Consider the following 17,492-nt stretch of genomic DNA (forward strand, 5'->3'; position numbering starts at 1 on the left):
CCGTCGCAGTCGGTGACATTCGGACGTCACTGTGGATCTGCGACGGCCGGCTTGCCGCCGGGCTTCTGCTGCTGACGGAGGTGGAGATGCAGGGTGATGGCGACGAGCCGGCGGTGAGCCGGGGCGAGCAGATCCAGGCAGCCGAGCGGGAAGCGGCCAAGCGGCGGCTTCTTGCCGAGGCTGAGGCGGATCGGATCCCGGCGGAAGAGATCACCCGGGCGATACCGGATCGGCGGTGGCGTCGTGGGCAGTGTTGAGCTGTTGCCGGTCGGGCGGCGGGTGGCGTACTGGCGAGGTCGACGGAAGCTGTCGCAGCAGGTGTTCGCCGATCGGCTCGGCAAGTCGAAGAGCTGGGTCGACAAGGTTGAGCGCGGGGTCCGGTCGCTGGACAAACTCTCCACGCTCCAGGAGGTCGCCCGCGTGCTACGTATCGACACCGCCGTTCTGGTCGGCGGGGACGCTGAGCCGGTCGAGACGACGCATCGCGCCGAGAGCGTCGTTCAGATCAGGGCAGCACTCTCCCGGTACGAGATCCCGTTGGGCAGGCCGGCGGGTCGCCGACCGGTGCTGTCTGTGGATCGGATGCTGCGAGAGGTGGGGTACGCGTGGACGACGTTCCAGCACGCCCGCTACCCACAAGTGATCAACCTGGCACCGGCCCTGCTCACCAATGCCCAGCACACCCACGCCCGAGCCCCGGCGATGGGTCGGGTGCCGCTGGTGGAGGCGTACCGGATCACCGCCGCTCTGCTGCTCAAGCTCGGGGACGCCGAGCTGGCGTGGCTGGCCGTTGACCGGGCGATGCTCGCCGCCACCGGTGATCGGGACCTGGTGGCCGCCGCAGCCGTGCAGCTCGGTCAGGTGTTGCGCGCGTCGGGGCGGGTGCGGGAGGCGAAGTCGGTGCTGCTCGCCGCTGCGTACCGGATCGCCCCGCCGGTGGTCGAGCACGGCGCACCGGCGGAATCCTCCCTGTGCGGCACCCTGCTCATCCAAGCTGCGCTGGCAGCGGCGCAGGACGGGAACGAGACTGCTGCTGCCGAGTTGATCGACGAGGCCGCCAGCATGGCAGAACGGGTCGGCGACGGGCACGACCATCACCGAACGGGATTCGGGCCGACCGCCGTCGACCTGGCCCGCGCCGCCGTAGCCGTCGAAACCGGCGACGCCCATGATGCCCTCGCCTGGCACGAGAAAGCCACCAAGCGGGTCGGTTGGCGGTGGCTACCCGCCGAACACCGCGCCGCGCACCTGCTCGACATCGCCCGTGCCTACCTGCACGTCGACGATGCGATCAACGCTGGCCGGGTGCTGACGGAGGCCGAACGCACCGCCCCGGCCGAGATCACGCACCGGCCCGTCGCCCGGAACGTGATCGCCGAGATCGCCCGTGATCCGCGCGCTCCGACCACGATCACCCAGCTCGCCGTTACTCTCGGGGTGGGCTGACCGGTGACAGCGCCATTCCTGTCCCTGGCCCAAATTCGAAACCGATTGCTCCTTGCCGCCCGAACGGCCCCCCCGTGAGCAGCAAGCGAGAACAGGAAACCACTGCCGCATCCCGAGCTGCCCGAGGGCGGCCGCGAACCGCAACCTCTTGCAGGCAGCCGGCGAAGTACAGCAGCGAAGTACAGCAACCCACCCGGCCGAACCCGACCGGGACGACCCTCAGCAAGTCGCATGACCTCGGACGACACCTCATCCGACCAGGCTGCCGACAGTTCACACCGAAGAGGTCACCGGTTCGGTCCAGTATCGCCCACGCAGGTCAAAGGCCACTCCCGGAAACGGGAGCGGCCTTTGCTGTCGTACGGCAGCGGTGCCGACCTGGCATAACCGCAGCTCGACTCCGGCCCGGCTGCGAGACTCGCAAGGATGAGCAGCGACGGGGAGCCCTCAGAAAGGCGGCGACTGGAGCCGGCCGCGCCGGGAAGCAAGGCGACCCCGCTGGAACTCTTCTACGACCTGGTTTTCGTCTTCGCCTTTCTCAACGTGACGGCGACGAACGCCAAATACCTCACCCCGACCGCGTTGGTGAAGAGCCTTCTGATCCTGGCCCTGCTCTGGTTCGCCTGGACCACCTTCGTCGCGCTGGGCAACGTCGTACGCGTCGATCAGGGTGTCATGCCCCTGGTCGGGTTCGCGACCATGATCGTCGTCTTCGTGCTGGCGGTGACGATCCCGGACGCCTTCTCGGATGCGCCGCACGGGCTGCCGGGAGACCTGGTCTTCGCCACCTGCTATTTCCTGCTCCGGGCGCTCCAGGTGCTGGCCCTCTGGCACACCGTGCGTGGCGGCCGGCAGTTGCGCCGCCGGTGGTCGGGGCTCGTCGCGCCGGCGCTGGTCAGCACGGCGCTGCTGCTCGTCGCCGCACTCGTGCCGCAGCGGCTCTTCACCGGCACCGCCGAGTTCGGCGCCCGGGTCGGCCTGTGGCTGCTGGCCATCGCCGTCGAGTACACCGTCAGCGCGGTCGTCCGGACCGAGGGCCTGACCATCGTCTCGGCCGGACACTGGGCGGAACGTCATGCCCAGATCGTCCTGATCGCGCTCGGCGAGTCGATCATCTCCCTCGGGACAGCCTCCAACCTCGCGGTGGGATGGCCGCCCACCTGGCCCACCATTCTCGCCTCCGCGCTCGGCATCGTCCTGATCTCGGCCCTCTGGTGGGTCTACTTCGACGTCCGCGCCATCGCCGCCGAACACATGCTGCACGGCGCCCGGGGCCGCACGCGGGCCGCGCTCGCGCGGGACGCCTACACCTACCTGCACCTGCCGATGATCGCCGGGATCATCCTGTTCGCCCTCGGGCTCAAGCGGGTCCTCACCAACATCGCCGAGCCCACGGTGCCCACTTTCGAGGATGCGCTCAGCGGAGCCGAGGTCTACGTCCTGTACGGCGGAGTCATTCTCTACCTCCTGGCGGTGCAGGGCTTCGAGCGCCGTGCCGTCCGCCGGTCCGACTGGTTCCAGGTGACCAGGATCTTGCTCCTGGCAGCGCTGATTCCGGTAGCTGACCGGCTGTCCGCCATCGCCGCACTGACCCTCCTGGTGCTGGTCGCCACCGCCCTGATCGTCGCGCAGAGCATCCGCACCAGGCAGCTCCGTCGGCGCGTACGCACATCCAGGCTCGCCGAACAGCGGGAACTGGAGGCCGAGGAGACGACGTGGCGTCGCCGGCACCGATGACCGCGCACGCCGTGACCGGAACAGGCGGCGTGCGGGGTCGGGTGCCGGCGACGGCCTCGGTGGGTCGGAACGTCCGCTTCTCAGCTCACCGCCTGGTTCACGAGCGCGCCGATCCTGGCCTCGACGTCGGCGGTCAGCTCGGTCAGCGCGAAATAGGTCGGCCACATGACGCCCTCGTCGAGGTTCGCCTCGTCACTGAAGCCGAGCACCGCGTACCGCGTCTTGAACTTCGCCGCGCTCTGGAAGAAGCAGACCACCTTGCCGTTGCGGGCGTACGCGGGCATCCCGTACCACAGCTTGGACGTGAGGACCGGCGCGTTGGCCTTGATCAGGGTGTGCAGGCGCTCGGCGATCACGCGGTCGGACTCCGACATCTCGGCGATCTTCGCGAGCACCTCGCTTTCCGTGTCGGCCTTGGCGCCCCGCCGAGCACCCCTCTTCAGCTCCTTGGCGCGCTCCTTCATCGCGCCGCGCTCCTCGTCGGTGAAACCGTCGTACTTCTCGCCGTTGGCGATGGTGGTCTTCGTCGTGGTCGACATGACAACGTCCTCTCGGTGACGTGTGGGCTTCGGGCGGTACTGGTCGGTGGAGCCCTCTCCGGGGCCGGCTTCCACCGGTTGGTTCAGCGTTGGCCGGTCTCTTCGGCCGTGATCAGCAACAGGGTCACCAGGTGCCCGCCTGCTGGCGGGTCGGCACGTTGAGCCGGTTGAAGGCGTTGGTGATCGCGATATTGAGCAGCAGCGCGGCCAACTCCTTCTGGTCGAAGTGCGTGGCGGCCACGTCCCACACCCGGTCCGGCACCGGGTCCGGCTGGTCGGCGAGCCGGGTCACGGCCTCGGTCAGGGCCAGCGCGGCGCGCTCCTCGTCGCTGAACCAGGGCGTCTCCCGCCACGCGGCGACGGCGTGCACCTGGTCCGCGCTCGCGCCGTGCTGGCGGGCCTGGTGGACGCCCCCGGCCACACACGGGCCGCAGCCGTTGATCTGGCTGGCCCGCAGGTGACTCAGCGCCAGCAGCTTGCCGTCCACCCCGGCGCCCGCGACGGCTCTGTTGACCGCCATCAGGGCCTCCATCGCCTCGGGGATCAGAACCGCCGGGTTCGGCATGCGCTCGGTCGACATCGCCTCTCCTTCGTCGTGGGTGTCTCTGACAGGAGTCATCCGACCATCGGCGCGCCGGGGTCGGCGCGGCCCGTGGGACACCGTGGGACACGTAGAACGTGGTCCAGCAGCGCAAACGCATCGCCGATCCGGGTCCGTGGTGCGGGACGGTACGGTGTTGCGCGTGTCCAGCCCGCAGGAGCGACTGGTGGCTCAGCTCGCCCGGCTCAAGGAGGTGAGCGGGCTCAGCCTGCGCGCCCTCGCCCGCCAGGCTGGTCTGAGCAGCTCGTCGCTGTCGCGGTACCTGACCGGTCAGCTCGTGCCGCCGTGGGAGGCCGTCGTGGCGCTGTGCCGGGCGGTGGGCCGCGACCCCCGGCCGATGCGCGCCGTGTGGGCCGAGGCGGCCAGGGCCGGCGCGGCGCCCGCCCCGCGCCGCAACGATCTGCCGGCCGACCTGTTCGACTTCACCGGCCGGGAAGCGGAGTCCGCGTTGGTCGAAGAGCTGCTGCGCACTACCGGCGCGGTCGCGATCGACGGCATGGCGGGCGTGGGCAAGACCAGCCTGGCCGTGCATGTGGCCCATCGGCTCGCCCCTACGTTTCCGGACGGCGGGCTCTACCTCGACCTGCACGGCTTCACCCCGGGCCAGGAGCCGCTGGAGCCGCAGGCCGCGCTGGGCCGGCTGCTGGGCGCGTTGGACGTGACGCACCCCCCGGCCGGCGTCACCGAACGCGCGGCGCTCTGGCGGTCGGAGCTGTCCCGCCGGCGGGCTCTCGTCGTGCTCGACAACGCGGTCGACGCGGAGCAGGTGCGCCCGCTGCTGCCCGGCGCGGGGAAGTCCGCGGTCCTGGTCACCAGCCGCCACCGGCTGGTCAGCCTGGACGGGGTGCCGCCGGTGTCCCTGGAGCCGCTGACCAACGACGACGCGGCGCACCTGTTCGGCCGGGCGGCCGGGCTCGCGCTCGCCGGAGAGGAAGCGGTCAGCCAGGTGCTGCGGCAGTGCGGCGGGCTCCCCCTGGCGCTACGGATGGCGGGTGCCCGGCTTCGCCACCGCCCGGGCTGGACGGTGGCGGTGCTGGCCGAGCGGCTGCGTGACACCACCAACCGCTTCGACTCGGTGTTCGGCATGTCGCTCCGGCAGCTCGACGCGGTCCAGCGCCGCGTGTTCCGGCTGCTGGGTGTCCTGCCGGGCGCCGACTTCGACGCGGCGGTGGTGGGCGCGCTCACCGACCTGCCGCCCGACCGGATCGGCGCGGCGCTGGAGGAGCTGGTCGACGCCCACCTGGTCCAGGAGCCCTCGCCCGGGCGGTACCGGATGCACGACCTGATCCGGCAGTACGCAGCGGACATCGTCGCCGAGGAGGAGCCACAGGCCGACGCCGCCCTGCGCCGGGTCCTCAGGCACTATTTGGCGCAGGCGGTCGCCCACGACCAGACCCTGCCCTCGCCGTACCGCAAGGAACCCTCGCCGGGAGATCCGGCGAAGGCCATGGCCTGGTTCGACCTCGAGTACGTCAACCTGGTGGCCTGCTTCGACGCCGCCGTGCGGCTCGGCGTGGACGAGGTGGTGGCCGAACTGCCGCAGGCCATGCGGGTGTGGTTCTTCCGGCACCGCGGAACCGACGACCAGACGCGCCTACTCGAGGCGGCCGCAGCCGCCGCGGCACGTCTCGGCCGCGACCAGCAGCGGGCTTCGCTGCTCGCGGACCTCGGCTACGCCTGTGCCGCCGCCGGCCGCCTCACCGAGGCGCTCGCCGCCTATGAACTGGCGGAACAGTCCGGGCCGGACGACGACATCGCGGCTGCCCTGGCGCTGCGCATCGGCCTCGTGCGCCGGGATCTCGGTGAACTCGAAGCGGCGCGGGCGCACTTCCGGCGGGCACGCGAGCTGTTCGAGAGGATCGGGCGCCGTGCCGGGCAATCCCAGGCGCTGGCCTTCGACGGATGGGTGACACTTCACCTCGGGCGGCACCGTGAAGCCGTCGAACTCGCCCGGGCATCCGTCGCCCTGGCGGACGGGCCCGCACAGATCACCGGGCTGGTCACCCTCGGTGTCGCACTGGCACCCGACGATCCGACGGAGTCGCTGCGAACGCTGCACGACGCGTTACGGCTGTCCGAGCAGAACAATCTTCAACACAACCAGGCGTGGTGCCACAACTATCTCGGTGTCGCGCTGCGGGTCATGGGTTCACCCGAGAAGGCGCTCGAACACCACCGGCGGGCCTTCGAGCTGCTGGAGCCGCTGGCCGAGGTGCAGCTGGAGATCGACTTCCTGCACACCTACGCCGAGACGTGCCGCGCGGCGGGCCGCCATGACGAGGCGCTGGTGCTGCTCGACCGGACCATCGAGTACGCGCGTGCGCTGGGCCGGCCGTACGACGAGAAGCTGGCCCGTGCGGCGCGGGAGACCGTGCGCGCCGCACGCTGAGCCGTACGCCGACGGCCGGCGACCCCGCGGTGGGGCCCGGCCGGCCCGGAGGATGGCGGACCGGCCGGGTGGGTCGTGCTGTCAGTAGGCGTAGGTGACGGAGATGGTGACGTTGGGGCAGTTGTTGGCCCAGTCGGTCAGGGCGCTCTTCTCGGCGCTGTCGACGGTGAGCCGCCAGCGGATCTTCACCGCCACCCACTCGTTGATGTAGCGGCAGCGGGCGGAGGCGTAGGGCGGCATCCAGGTGGCCGGGTCCTGGTCCCCCTTGGCCTGGTTGACGTTGTCGGTGACGGCGACCAGGGCCCGGCTGTCGCCCAGGTCGTTGGCGAAGGCCTGGCGGCGGCTGGTCGTCCAGTTGCGGGCGCCGGAGTCCCAGGCCTCGGCGAGGGCGACCATGTGGTCGATGTCGAGGTCGCTGGTGAGGGTCCAGTAGGCGTCGTCGTAGTAGGAGTACCAGCGGCCACCGGACAGGGTGCAGGTGCCGCTGATGCTCGGCCTGGTGGTGGCCTCGGCGATGAGGACCTCGTTGCGGGTATGGCAGCCGTCCCCGTCGGCGTCGATCCAGTGGCGGAACAGGTCGCGGCTGTAGCCGGTGCGTACCTCGGTGGCGACGGGGAGATCGGCGACGGCGGTGGTGAGGGAGGCGGAGTAGCTGGCGGCCCAGGCAGGCTGGGCGAGGCCGAGGGTGGCGGCCAGGATCGCGGCGAGGCTGACGGCCGTTGCGCGCAGGGTGCGGGTCATGGTTGCTCCGTCCGGGTGAGAGCAGGTGGTTGCTGTACCCATATAGACAGAGTTGAAAGTGATCGTCCAGATCGATATCCGTGAACATCCGGTGACCGTTGCCCGATCCAGGGCAACAACGCCTGGCTGTGGGGCCGTGAGCGTTGGGGCGAGAGTGCGTCGTGACTCTTCGCGGGCGCCGTCGAGCCGGCGGAGGCCGGGCGTCCGTGATCGTCCGCAGGCAGTGGTACCGGCGCTGGCTCGGTAGCCTTGCCGCGTGCTCCGCTCTTCCGCGTATTCGTCGCTGACCGCCGTGCCACCATGGGCCGCGAACGAACTGCCAGCGAGCGGCATACCAGCCCTGGGCCTGGTCCTCGTCGTGATCGGCGGGTTCCTGCTGTGGCGCTCCGCCCAGCGGTCGAATCCCTCCCGGCGCGAGGAGCGCCGGGGCGGCGTGGTGTTCCTCGTCCTCGGCTGCCTGATCGGCGTGGCCGGGCTCCTGAAGATCTGGCTGGACCGGTAGGGCCCGTCCATTCGCACACGCCGCCGCCACGGCCCCTGAGATGTACGCCGTCCTGCCACCGCCGACACCACCGCTCAGTAGACGACGCTGTACCAGTGCGCGGTCTCGCCGGGGATCGGCGCCAACCGCACCTCGGTGCCGCCGGGGTGGTCGAACATGCGTACCCCGTCGCCGAGCAGCACCGGGGCGAAGAACATCAGGACCTCGTCGAGCAGCCCGGCCTCGATGCACTGCTTGGCGACGTTCGCGCCGAGGATGTTCACGTATTTGTCGCCGGCGGCCTCCTTGGCCTGCGCGACGGCGCTGTGCAGGTCATCGACGAACGTGACACCCGGGTGTGGTGCGGCCGGCGGCCGGTGGGTGAGCACGAACACCGGCCCGTGGTACTGGCCGCCGAACGCGCCCTCGCTGTCGGTGCCTCGGTTCGGGTCGTCGCCGCCGAAGGTGCGGTTGCCGGCCAGGATCGCGCCGACGTTGGCCAGCAGGCGCTCCGCCGTCGGGTTCACGCCCGCCAGGTGCGCGGTCAGCCAGGACATGTCGCCGCCCGGGCCGGCGATGTAGCCGTCGAGCGACGCCGTCGCCGAGTACAGCAGCTTGGCCATGAGGGCTCCTCTCGCAGTGGTCACTGAGTAGACGGCCGGCGGCCGGAAAGTCGTCGCCACGCCGAAGGCGGGGTACGCGGCGCGGACAACGCCCTCGGCCTCCGTCAGGTCCCTCACCCACCGGCCCCGCTGGCGCGGCCGGGCTCGGCGCCGGTGCCTTGCCGGCGTCTGCCATGCTCTGGACGGTGACCACCGGCCACCCGACCATTCCCCGCAGCCGCAGCCGCAAGGGCAGCCGCCGCCGCGTCCGGAACCGTACCGCCCGCAGGGCCATCCTGCTCGGCGCGGGCGCTGCCGTCGTCGCCGTCGCGGTCGTCGTCTTCGCCGTGGTCGTCGTGCCGTTGCTGCGGCCGCCCGGTCCGCGCCCGCTCTTCCAGCTCCCCGTCGCCTGCGGCGAAACCTGGCAGCTCGGCACCTACCCCGGCCACGACGACTACGACGTCGACCTGTTCCCCACCGAGGGCGAGGCGTGGGGGCGACCGGTGCTCGCGTCCTACGCCGGCACGGTCACCGTGGCCGGGATCAACGGGTCGCTGGGCGGCCGCACGCCCGACAACCCGAACGGCCCGCGCGGTCGCGGCGGCGGTTACTGGGTGAAGATCGACCACGGCGGCAGGTGGGAGACGCAGTACCTCCACCTGCTCGAACCGCCGCTGGTGCGGGAGGGGCAGCGGGTCGCCCAGGGCGAGCAGATCGGGCGGCTCGGCAGCACCGGCAACTCGGGCGCACCACACCTGCACTACGAGCAGCGCCGGGGCTGGGAGAAGGTCGAGAGCCACTTCGACGGCGAGCCGTCCGGCATCACCCACGACGACACCGAATACACCGTCAGGCGTACGAGCAACAACTGCGCCCCCGGGCAACGGTAGCCGCTGCGGCCGCTTCAGATCGGGCGGTGTCGTACCGGGTGCCGGCGGCGGCGTGGTGCTCCATGTCCGGCTCATGTCTGAGATGGAGGGCGGTCTCGCCCCGTTCGATGATCGGACCGGCGCCGATGGCCTCATCGGCGGCTCTGGCCTGGGTGAACGATTCCGTCGCGGCGAACTTCGCGGCAGCTGATCCGGTGGTCCGGGTGGCGTTGGTGAGGCGCTGTGGCTGGAGGTGCTGCAGCGGGCGGCGATGAAACGCGGCCGGCGATGGTCGACAGATGCGGCGCGATGAAATTGCTGTGGCGCGTTCCTCGGCAGCACGCGGCGCTGCTGGCCGCCGAGCCGGAAGACCGGAGGGTGCTCGATGCGGCGGCGCGTGCCGACGTGGAGTCGGCTGCCGGGATGCTCGCGGGCGCGCAGCCGGATCTCGCGGCGAGCCGGCGAGTGGTGGCCCCAACAGCGTTCTCCGGGCCGATCGACAGGCCGACAACCGGCAATGCATCCACTGAAGGCGACCATCTTTCAGCTCTGAGGCGGGTCGGGAGAGCCATGATTGTTGCCCTGCCGGGCACTAAAGGTGGTCCTTTCGGAGTACCCGTTTGGGAGTGAGTCCGGTCTAGCTTCAATGCATGTCGATCCCATTTGACCTGTGGGGACAGCGCGGCTGGGCCAACACCGAGGTGGCAGGTGAGGCCCACTATGTCAAGCAAATCCGAGAGCTCTTCGGTAACGACTTCAAGCCCGCTGGTGCTGAAATCGTGGTAACCGCTCAGCTGCTGCCTGAGCCGAAGAATCGGCACGACCGCAACGCAGTCGGCGTTTGGGCAGGCGGTAGGCAGGTGGGCTATCTTCCTCGGGAGGAAGCGGCCCGGTACTGCCCGGTTCTGACCGGTCTCGTAGGGCAGGGATGGCTGCCACAGGTTTCTGCCCGGGTGTGGGGCGCGGAGTGGTCCGACTACGACGACCGGCGCACCACCTTCCGGGGCTCGGTCAGACTGGACTTGGCCGAACCGCACATGCTCGTACCGGTGAACCTGCCGCCCAGCGGGAACCATCGTTTGCTTCCGGCCGGGGCTGCGATTCAGGTGACCGGCGAAGAGAAGCACCTCGACGCACTCGCGTCGCTGCTCCGCCCTGAAGGCGAGTGCTGGGCGTATGTCAGCCTGCACGAGGTGGTCGAGCAATCCGCGCGTGCCTCGCGCACTATCGTCGAGGTGCGCGTTGACGGCAATAGGGTGGGGCAACTCACGCCGAAGATGAGCGGCGAACTACTCCCCGCAATTCGGCATCTGGCCGAGCAGGATGTGACCGCTGCGGCTCGAGCAATCGTCAAGGGAAACCGGATCAAGACAGAGGTCGTCCTGTACGTCTCGCGGGCGCATGAGCTTCCAGACAGTTGGCTCGGCCCGGCGGTGCGTGCGACACCGTCGCCAAGCCAAGCCCTCGCCGTCGATCAGGTCGCGCCGGCATTTTCGCCGCCCTCAACGACGCAGAAGGCTCACGGACCCATTCCTCCGCCTCCGACCGGGGTCAAGTTCGTCGTGCCGGCAGAGTGGCCACAACCACCGGCCGGCTGGACTCCTCCACCAGGATGGCGGCCCGATCCCAGTTGGTCGGTCGCTCCTGATGGCTGGCAATGGTGGGTTCCGGTGTGGGAGTAAGACCCATGCCTGCATCTGACTCCGGTGCCAGATGTGCCTGGCAGACGGCCGCGGTAATTCGCTGCCGGAGCGTCGTACGCGGCTGGCATGCTGGCCGGCGTGGCGCCGCTGAGGATCATCAAGGGTGATGCGACCAGTCCCCAGGCCAAGGGCCCGAAGGTGATCGCGCACATCTGCAACGACCTCGGCGGCTGGGGCAGGGGCTTCGTGGTGGCGATCTCCCGTCGCTGGCCCCAGCCCGAACGCGACTACCGCGACTGGCACCGGCACCGCGCGGGCAACGACTTCGCCCTCGGCGCGACCCGCCTGGTGCGGGTCACGCCGGACGTGTGGGTGGCGAACATGGTCGGCCAGCGCGGCATCAGGACCGGCAGCGGCGGCCCGCCCATCCGCTACGACGCCGTCGAACGCTGCCTGGCGTCGCTCGCCGACCAGGCGCAGGCGTTGGGGGCGTCGGTGCACATGCCCCGGATCGGTTGCGGGCTCGCCGGCGGCACCTGGAACCGGATGGAACCCGTCATCGAGCGCACCCTCTGCGCGCGCGACATCGCCGTGACGGTGTACGACCACGGGTGACGGCCCCGCCGGGACGGCTGCCGGCGAACGGGTGGCTTGCGTCTCCCGTAGGGGGAGGCGCGAAGGTTGGGGCATGAACGGTGAGGCGCTCTACTCGATCGGTGAACTGGCCCGGCGGACCGGGCTGACGGTGAAGGCCATCCGGTTCTACTCCGACCGCGGGATCGTGCCGCCGACCGACCGCGGCCCGACCGGCCACCGCCGGTACGGCACCGAGGCCGTCGCACGCCTGGAGCTGGTGCGGACGCTGCGCGACCTGGGACTCGACCTCGCCACCGTCCGGAGGGTCGTGAACCGGGAGGTCTCCGTCGCCGAGGTCGCCGCGGCGCACGCCGAGGCGCTGGCGACGCAGATCCGGACGCTGCGGCTGCGGCGCGCGGTGTTGACGGCGGTTTCCCGGCGCGGGTCCTCCCCCGAGGAGCTGGATCTCATGCACCGGCTGGCAAGACTCTCCGAGGACGAGCGGCGGCACCTGATCGACGACTTCCTCGACGCGGCCTTCGGCGGCCTGGACGCCGACCCGGCGTTCGTGGGGATCATGCGTTCGCTGACACCCGAACTGCCCGACGACGCGGACGCGGAGCAGGTCGAGGCGTGGGTGGAGCTGGCCGAACTGTCCCGGGACCCGGATTTCCGCGCGAGCATGCGGCGGGTGGCCGAGCAGCATGCGGCAGACCGCGCCCACGGCGGCGCCGCAGGCGTACGCCGTGACGCCGTCGCGCTGGTCCGCGACCAGGTCGAGCCGGCGCGACGGGCGGGCGTCGACCCGGTCTCACCCCGCGCGGACCCGGTCGTGGCGACGGTCGTGGCGCGGTACGGGGATCTGTGCGGCCGCCCTGACGACGTCGACCTCCGGCGCCGGCTGCTGGCCCGGCTGGAGTCCGCGAGCGACCCGCGCAGGGAGCGTTACCTGCGGCTTCTCTCCGTGGTCAACGGCTGGCCGGCGGCCGACAGCCTGGCACCGGTGCTCGACTGGTCGGTCCGGGCCCTCCGTGCCCGGCTGCCGGCGTGACCCTCAGCAGACGGTCGAGCCGCTTCCCAGGGGAGTCCTGACCCGACCAACGGGGGTTCGCGCTCGGTGACCGCTTCGTAGACTCCGGTCATGCCGCGGATCGTGCAGTTGCTGGCCTCGCCGGTGCACCGCTACGTGGGCCGGCCCGCGGACGGCCCGGCGCCGGCGCCGCCCGGCGAGCTGGTCGAGGAGGTCCGGGTCCGGGCGGGCCTGGGCATCGTCGGTGACCGGTACTTCGGCAAGCCAGCGCACCGAGAGGCGAGCGTCACCGTGATCGCGCAGGAGTCGTTGCCACCCGGTGTCGACCTGGTGCAGGTCCGGCGGAACGTCCTCACCGCCGGCATCGCCGTGGATGAGCTGGTCGGGTCGGTGTTGACCCTGGACTCGGGGGAGGGCCCGGTCAGCCTGCGGGTCAACCGGCCGGCGCGCCCCTGCGCCTGGATGGACGTCACCGTCGGGCCCGGCGCGTGGAAGGCGCTGCGCGGCCGGGGCGGTGTCCGCTGCACGCCCCTGAACGACGGTGTCCTGCGCGTCGGCCCGGTCGACGTCACGGTCGAGGGGTAGCCGGCCGCGGTCCGACCTGTCCGGGGCGGGGCGACGGCCCACGCCGCCAGCACCGCCCGTTCCGACCACTGTCGACCTGCCCCACCGGGTGGGGCACCAGGCACCACGAGGCCCAGCGCGCTGGTTGGCGACCTGCCCGGGCTCCGGCGGCTTTGACTCTGGCGGCTCCGGCCCTGGCGGCTCCGGCCCTGGCGGCTGCGGCTCTGGTGGCTGCGGCCCCGGCGCTTGTCGGCCGGGCGGCGCAGACGTCCGGTCTCATGGACGGGGCAGCTCGACAGCGCGCCGCGGGCACATCCCGCACCCCGGCTGGGCGGCGTCGGCCGCCAGCAGGCGGGTGTCACCCGGGGGCGGGTGGGCGGTTCGGCCTCTGTCTCGCCGGTCGTCCCGGGGAGCGGAGAGGTCCCGGGGAGCGGAGAGGTCCCGGGGAGCGGAGAGGTCCCGGGGAGCGGAGAGGTCCCGGGGAGCGGAGACGTCCCGGCGGCGGTGAGCGCGGATCGCGAGGATGCCTCTACGATTCGGCGTATGGCGCTGCTGCACCGGGCGGAACTGCACCCGTCGAAACTGGAACTCCTGGCGGCGTGGCTGCCCGGCCGGCCGTGGTACCAGGGGCCCGACGACGCCGACGTCGTCCGTGTGGCGGCCTACCGGTTCGACGACCCGGCCGGCGAGGTCGGCATCGAGACGATGCTCGTCCGGGCCGGCGACGGGCCGGTCCACCAGGTCCCGCTCACGTACCGGGGCGCTCCCCTGGACGGCGGCGACGAGTGGCTGGTCGGCACCACGGAGCACTCGGTGCTCGGCCGCCGCTGGGTGTACGACGCCTGCGGCGACCCCGTCTACGCCGCGGCGCTGGCGGGCGCCGTGCTCGCCGGCACCGGTCAGGCGGAGGAGTTCATCGAGATCGACGGCCGGCTGGAACGCCGCGAGCCCAGCATGACCATCACCGGCGGCGGCACGCCCGGTGCCGACGCCCCGGCCGTGGGCGCGCTGCGGCAGGTGGTGCCGGACGACCCGACGCTCATCGTCACGGATGCCGTCGACCTGGTCGTCGTGCGTCGCCTCGACGGCGGGAGCCGCCCGGAGGGCGCCACGCTGACCGGGGCCTGGGCGGGCCAGTTGACTCCGCTGCCGTTGGCGTACGCCCGGCCGCGCTGACGCCCGCCGGCGCACCCACCGGCCGGCCCCCGGCCCCGGTGCCGAGCGTGTCGCGTGTCGGCGTGACGGAGGCCACCGGCCGCGCCGCCCGCACCGGCCCGGCCGGGAACTATGGTCGGGGCCATGACCTCGGACGACGGCAGCCCCGACGACTGGACCACGCCCGGCGCGTTCGAGGTCGCCCCCGGGGTCTGGCGCGTGCCGCTGCCGCTGCCCAATGACGGCCTGCGGGCGGTGAACGTGTACGTCCTGCGCCACGACGACGGTCTGGTGCTGGTCGACTCGGGGTGGGCGGTCGCCGGGGCGCGGGCCACCCTCGACGCGGCGCTGGAGGAACTGGACTCGACGGTCAAGGACGTCCGCCGCTTCCTCGTGACGCACATGCACCGGGACCACTACACGCAGGCCGTGCACCTGCGCCGCGAGTTCGGCATGCGCGTGAGCCTCGGCGCCGGCGAGCGCCCGAGCCTCGAGGTCACCATGTCGCCGGAGCGGGACCCGCTAGCCGAGCAGCTCGACCGCCTGCGGCTGCTCGGCGCGGGCGAGCTGGCCGACACCCTGGCGGGGATCACCCGGGGGCGCGCCCCCGAAAAGGACTGGGAGCTGCCGGACGACTGGTTCCGCGGCGGGGACGAGGTCAGGCACGGCGACCGTACCCTGCACGTCGTCGAGACCCCGGGGCACACCCGCGGTCACGTCGTCTTCCACGACACCGGGTCGCGGCTGCTGTTCGCCGGCGACCATGTGCTGCCCACCATCACGCCGTCGATCGGGTTCGAGCCGGTGCTCTCCGCGAACCCCCTCGGCGACTTCCTCGGCTCGCTCGCGCTGGTGCGGCAGCGGCCCGACGCGCGGCTGCTCCCGGCGCACGGGCCGGTGACCCCGAGCGTGCACGCACGCGTCGACGAGCTGGTCGCGCACCACGGCGCGCGGCTTGACGAGACGGAGGTCGCCGTCGCCCGTGGCGCGCAGTCGGCGTACGAGGTCGCGTCGCGGCTGCGCTGGACCAGGCGGGAACGCGAGCTGAGCGACCTGGACGTGTTCAACCGGATGCTCGCCGTCACCGAGACCGCGGCGCACCTCGAGCTGCTGGTCGCGCAGGGGCGCCTGACCCGGGCCGACGTCGACGGGCTGCGCTGCTACGCGGGCGCCTGAACGCCGATGCCCTCGACGCGGGCGGCGGTGGTGTCGTGCATCCGGCCTGGCCGGTGTCCACCGCTCCACAGGGTCGCCCCGTACTCGTCGGCCACCACGGTGGCTCTGATCGTGTTCTGCTTCGCCTTGCCCGACACGAACGCCTTGCGGCCAGGCCGGCCGACGCGTGGTCAGCGGACCCGGATCTCAGTGGCATCGAGGCGCAGTGCCACACCCTCCGCGGCGGCGTAGGCGAACACGTCCGCCAGGGTGTGCAGCCGGATCCCGCTCGGACGGGCGAACCCGCGACGGGCCAGCAAGGGCGTACCTGCCCGATAGCCCGAGTCACGGTCGAGCGATCCACCCCCGAACGCCACCGCTAGGGCCTCATGCGGTACCCCCAGACGCAGATGAGCGAGGGTAACGACAAGCCGATCAGTGAACCGAGGCGTCAAACGCCGCACGAGATCGTCAGGGGAGCGGTGCCGATGTAGCTGGCGAAAGGATCGGCGGTTGGAAAACGGTGGTGTCGCTGAGGTGGCCGAGGGTCTTTCCGGCGAGGATGCGTCCGACGCCGTGGACTCGGCGAGGGCTTGACGGGTCTGTGCCTGGTTGGTGTCGAGGTGCCGGTCCAGGCGACGTAGGTCGGCGATGAGGTCGCGGGCCAGGTAACGACGGCAACTGTCGGTGGCGCGGTGGCACGCTCTTGATGAGCCAGCCGGGGGCGCGAAAGTGGCTGCCGTGGAGCTCGCTTCGACGTTGCTGCGTATTCGCGATGGCGAGCATGTTTGGCGCTGCGCCGATCCTCGGGCCGGGTGAGGATCGGGACATATGAGGCCGCCTCGCGCCTGTGTGACTGGCCTACGGAGATGCCGGACATCATCTCATTACGGCCTTTTGCGGCATTTCAAGCCATTGTTCCGCTTTGCGGAGATAACCTCCCGCAGAAGGCTTGGGCGTCCGTCACCTGACGCTGCGCCAGCTAACAAGCCTTTGCGCTCCGAATCTCGCCGGGGGCGGGATCTTGATTGGTGGGGGAAATCTGTGTCGGTGATCAGTTTGGCTCGCGCGTGTCGTAGACACCGTCGGTCTACTGCGATGGCGATGGCGGGGGCTGTCGTCTCCACGACGATTCTCGTAGGGGTCGTTGGGATACAGGCGGCCTGGGCCCAGGCCCCGGTCCCATTGGGGGTTGCCGAGTCCTACGGGGTGTTGGCTGGCCAGGCGGTCACTGACGTCCCGCCTCCCGTCGGCCCTTCGGTCATCAACGGCGACCTGGGTGTCTGGCCGGGCACGTCGGTCACCGGCGACCCCGTGGTGAACGGCGAAACACACGTCGGTGACACCGAAGCGATGCAGGCCCAGGCCGCTCTGACCACGGCGTACAACTTTGCCGCAGGGCAACCGACAACCGATACGGTGAGCGCCGACCTCGGCGGCCAAACTCTGCCCGCAGGGGTGTACAGGTCGCCCGCCACCATGTCTCTGACGGGCACCCTCACGCTGGACGGGGAGAATGATCCCAACGCGGTGTTCATCTTCCAGGTGGGATCCGACCTGATCACCGCGACTGATAGCCGGGTCAACCTGATCCGTGGCGCGCAGGCGTGCAACGTGTTCTGGCAGGTCACCAGCTCGGCGACCCTGAATACCAGAACAGTTTTCGCCGGAAGCATCTTGGCGTTGCAATCGGCGACGCTGGGGGAAGGAGCCACCGTTGCTGGACGGGTGCTGGCCCGCAACGGCGCCGTCACGCTGATCCACAACACCATCACGCGACCGTTCTGCGCCGCATCCATCGCGCCACCGACGATCGCCAAGGCTTTCGGGGATGCGATCATCCCCTCCGGCGGGACAACATCGCTCGAGTTCACCCTCAGTAACCCCAACCCGGGCACGTCACTGACCGGGGTCGGTTTCAGTGACACCCTGCCCGCAGGGCTCGTCGTCTCCACGCCCAACGG

General features: G+C 71.1%; 20 protein-coding genes. 14 read left to right on the forward strand and 6 right to left on the reverse strand.

Annotation, left to right across the window (positions count from 1 at the left end; translation table 11 throughout):
- Positions 1-86: 86 nt before the first annotated feature.
- The 3 genes from ACGF5C_RS28385 to ACGF5C_RS28395 all read left to right on the forward strand — a co-directional run bounded on the left by ACGF5C_RS28385 (position 87) and on the right by ACGF5C_RS28395 (position 3,183).
- Complete coding sequence (locus ACGF5C_RS28385) at positions 87-257, forward strand: hypothetical protein (protein ID WP_393306475.1); 171 nt, start codon at positions 87-89, stop codon at positions 255-257.
- Complete coding sequence (locus tag ACGF5C_RS28390; protein WP_393306477.1) at positions 244-1,446, forward strand: helix-turn-helix domain-containing protein; 1,203 nt, start codon at positions 244-246, stop codon at positions 1,444-1,446. The genes ACGF5C_RS28385 and ACGF5C_RS28390 overlap by 14 nt, the downstream gene beginning before the upstream one ends.
- A 426-nt stretch (positions 1,447-1,872) precedes the next feature.
- The gene (locus ACGF5C_RS28395; protein WP_393306480.1) at positions 1,873-3,183 is read left to right on the forward strand and encodes a low temperature requirement protein A; all 1,311 of its coding nucleotides are present in this window, start codon (positions 1,873-1,875) and stop codon (positions 3,181-3,183) included.
- Between the two features lie 80 nt (positions 3,184-3,263).
- Here the strand turns inward: ACGF5C_RS28395 and ACGF5C_RS28400 are convergent, their stop codons facing one another.
- Entirely contained in the window at positions 3,264-3,722 is a 459-nt protein-coding gene (locus tag ACGF5C_RS28400) for an iron chaperone (protein ID WP_393306483.1), read from the reverse strand.
- A gap of 124 nt (positions 3,723-3,846) precedes the next feature.
- A complete protein-coding gene (locus ACGF5C_RS28405) occupies positions 3,847-4,302 on the reverse strand; it encodes a carboxymuconolactone decarboxylase family protein (protein WP_393306485.1) in 456 nt (151 codons plus the stop codon).
- Between the two features lie 163 nt (positions 4,303-4,465).
- Between ACGF5C_RS28405 and ACGF5C_RS28410 the strand changes: the two genes are divergently transcribed.
- Positions 4,466-6,712: an ATP-binding protein gene (locus tag ACGF5C_RS28410; protein WP_393306487.1), complete on the forward strand. Its 2,247-nt coding sequence runs from the start codon at positions 4,466-4,468 to the stop codon at positions 6,710-6,712.
- A gap of 81 nt (positions 6,713-6,793) precedes the next feature.
- Here ACGF5C_RS28410 and ACGF5C_RS28415 read toward each other — a convergent pair whose 3' ends face one another.
- Positions 6,794-7,453, reverse strand: coding sequence for an HNH endonuclease family protein (locus ACGF5C_RS28415; RefSeq protein WP_393306489.1), 660 nt, complete (start codon positions 7,451-7,453; stop codon positions 6,794-6,796).
- A gap of 256 nt (positions 7,454-7,709) precedes the next feature.
- Between ACGF5C_RS28415 and ACGF5C_RS28420 the strand changes: the two genes are divergently transcribed.
- A complete protein-coding gene (locus tag ACGF5C_RS28420) occupies positions 7,710-7,955 on the forward strand; it encodes a hypothetical protein (protein ID WP_393306491.1) in 246 nt (81 codons plus the stop codon).
- 74 nt (positions 7,956-8,029) lie between these two features.
- Here ACGF5C_RS28420 and ACGF5C_RS28425 read toward each other — a convergent pair whose 3' ends face one another.
- Entirely contained in the window at positions 8,030-8,557 is a 528-nt protein-coding gene (locus tag ACGF5C_RS28425) for a dihydrofolate reductase family protein (protein ID WP_393306493.1), read from the reverse strand.
- Positions 8,558-8,742: 185 nt separating this feature from the next.
- Here ACGF5C_RS28425 and ACGF5C_RS28430 point away from each other — a divergent pair, with 185 nt between their 5' ends.
- From ACGF5C_RS28430 to ACGF5C_RS28465, 8 genes are all read left to right on the forward strand, one after another.
- Positions 8,743-9,426: a M23 family metallopeptidase gene (locus tag ACGF5C_RS28430; RefSeq protein WP_393306495.1), complete on the forward strand. Its 684-nt coding sequence runs from the start codon at positions 8,743-8,745 to the stop codon at positions 9,424-9,426.
- A 288-nt stretch (positions 9,427-9,714) separates the two neighbouring features.
- Positions 9,715-10,035 (forward strand): hypothetical protein, encoded by a 321-nt coding sequence (locus ACGF5C_RS28435; RefSeq protein ID WP_393306497.1) that lies wholly within the window; start codon positions 9,715-9,717, stop codon positions 10,033-10,035.
- Positions 10,036-10,055: 20 nt separating this feature from the next.
- Positions 10,056-11,087 carry an HIRAN domain-containing protein gene (locus ACGF5C_RS28440; protein ID WP_393306499.1) on the forward strand — a complete coding sequence of 344 codons (1,032 nt, stop codon included), beginning with the start codon at positions 10,056-10,058 and terminating at the stop codon, positions 11,085-11,087.
- Positions 11,088-11,186: 99 nt separating this feature from the next.
- Complete coding sequence (locus tag ACGF5C_RS28445) at positions 11,187-11,663, forward strand: macro domain-containing protein (protein WP_393306501.1); 477 nt, start codon at positions 11,187-11,189, stop codon at positions 11,661-11,663.
- Between the two features lie 73 nt (positions 11,664-11,736).
- A complete protein-coding gene (locus ACGF5C_RS28450; RefSeq protein WP_393306502.1) occupies positions 11,737-12,675 on the forward strand; it encodes a MerR family transcriptional regulator in 939 nt (312 codons plus the stop codon).
- Positions 12,676-12,765: 90 nt separating this feature from the next.
- A complete protein-coding gene (locus ACGF5C_RS28455; RefSeq protein ID WP_393306504.1) occupies positions 12,766-13,239 on the forward strand; it encodes a molybdenum cofactor biosysynthesis protein in 474 nt (157 codons plus the stop codon).
- 522 nt (positions 13,240-13,761) lie between these two features.
- Entirely contained in the window at positions 13,762-14,394 is a 633-nt protein-coding gene (locus ACGF5C_RS28460; protein ID WP_393306506.1) for a hypothetical protein, read from the forward strand.
- A gap of 123 nt (positions 14,395-14,517) precedes the next feature.
- Positions 14,518-15,549: an MBL fold metallo-hydrolase gene (locus tag ACGF5C_RS28465; RefSeq protein WP_393306508.1), complete on the forward strand. Its 1,032-nt coding sequence runs from the start codon at positions 14,518-14,520 to the stop codon at positions 15,547-15,549.
- On the opposite strand, the gene ACGF5C_RS28470 is transcribed toward ACGF5C_RS28465, so the two are convergent.
- Together ACGF5C_RS28470 and ACGF5C_RS28475 are read right to left on the reverse strand one after the other, a co-directional pair.
- Positions 15,534-15,686: a hypothetical protein gene (locus tag ACGF5C_RS28470; protein WP_357451632.1), complete on the reverse strand. Its 153-nt coding sequence runs from the start codon at positions 15,684-15,686 to the stop codon at positions 15,534-15,536. The two genes, ACGF5C_RS28465 and ACGF5C_RS28470, sit on opposite strands and share 16 nt — an antisense overlap.
- A 33-nt stretch (positions 15,687-15,719) precedes the next feature.
- Complete coding sequence (locus ACGF5C_RS28475) at positions 15,720-15,848, reverse strand: hypothetical protein (RefSeq protein ID WP_357451635.1); 129 nt, start codon at positions 15,846-15,848, stop codon at positions 15,720-15,722.
- Positions 15,849-16,737: 889 nt separating this feature from the next.
- Here ACGF5C_RS28475 and ACGF5C_RS28480 point away from each other — a divergent pair.
- On the forward strand, positions 16,738-17,492 hold a 755-nt coding region (locus ACGF5C_RS28480), incomplete at its 3' end, for an ice-binding family protein (RefSeq protein WP_393306510.1).

The sequence above is a fragment of the Micromonospora sp. NPDC047620 genome (genome assembly GCF_043205005.1).
In the GTDB taxonomy this organism is placed as follows: Bacteria; Actinomycetota; Actinomycetes; order Mycobacteriales; family Micromonosporaceae; genus Micromonospora.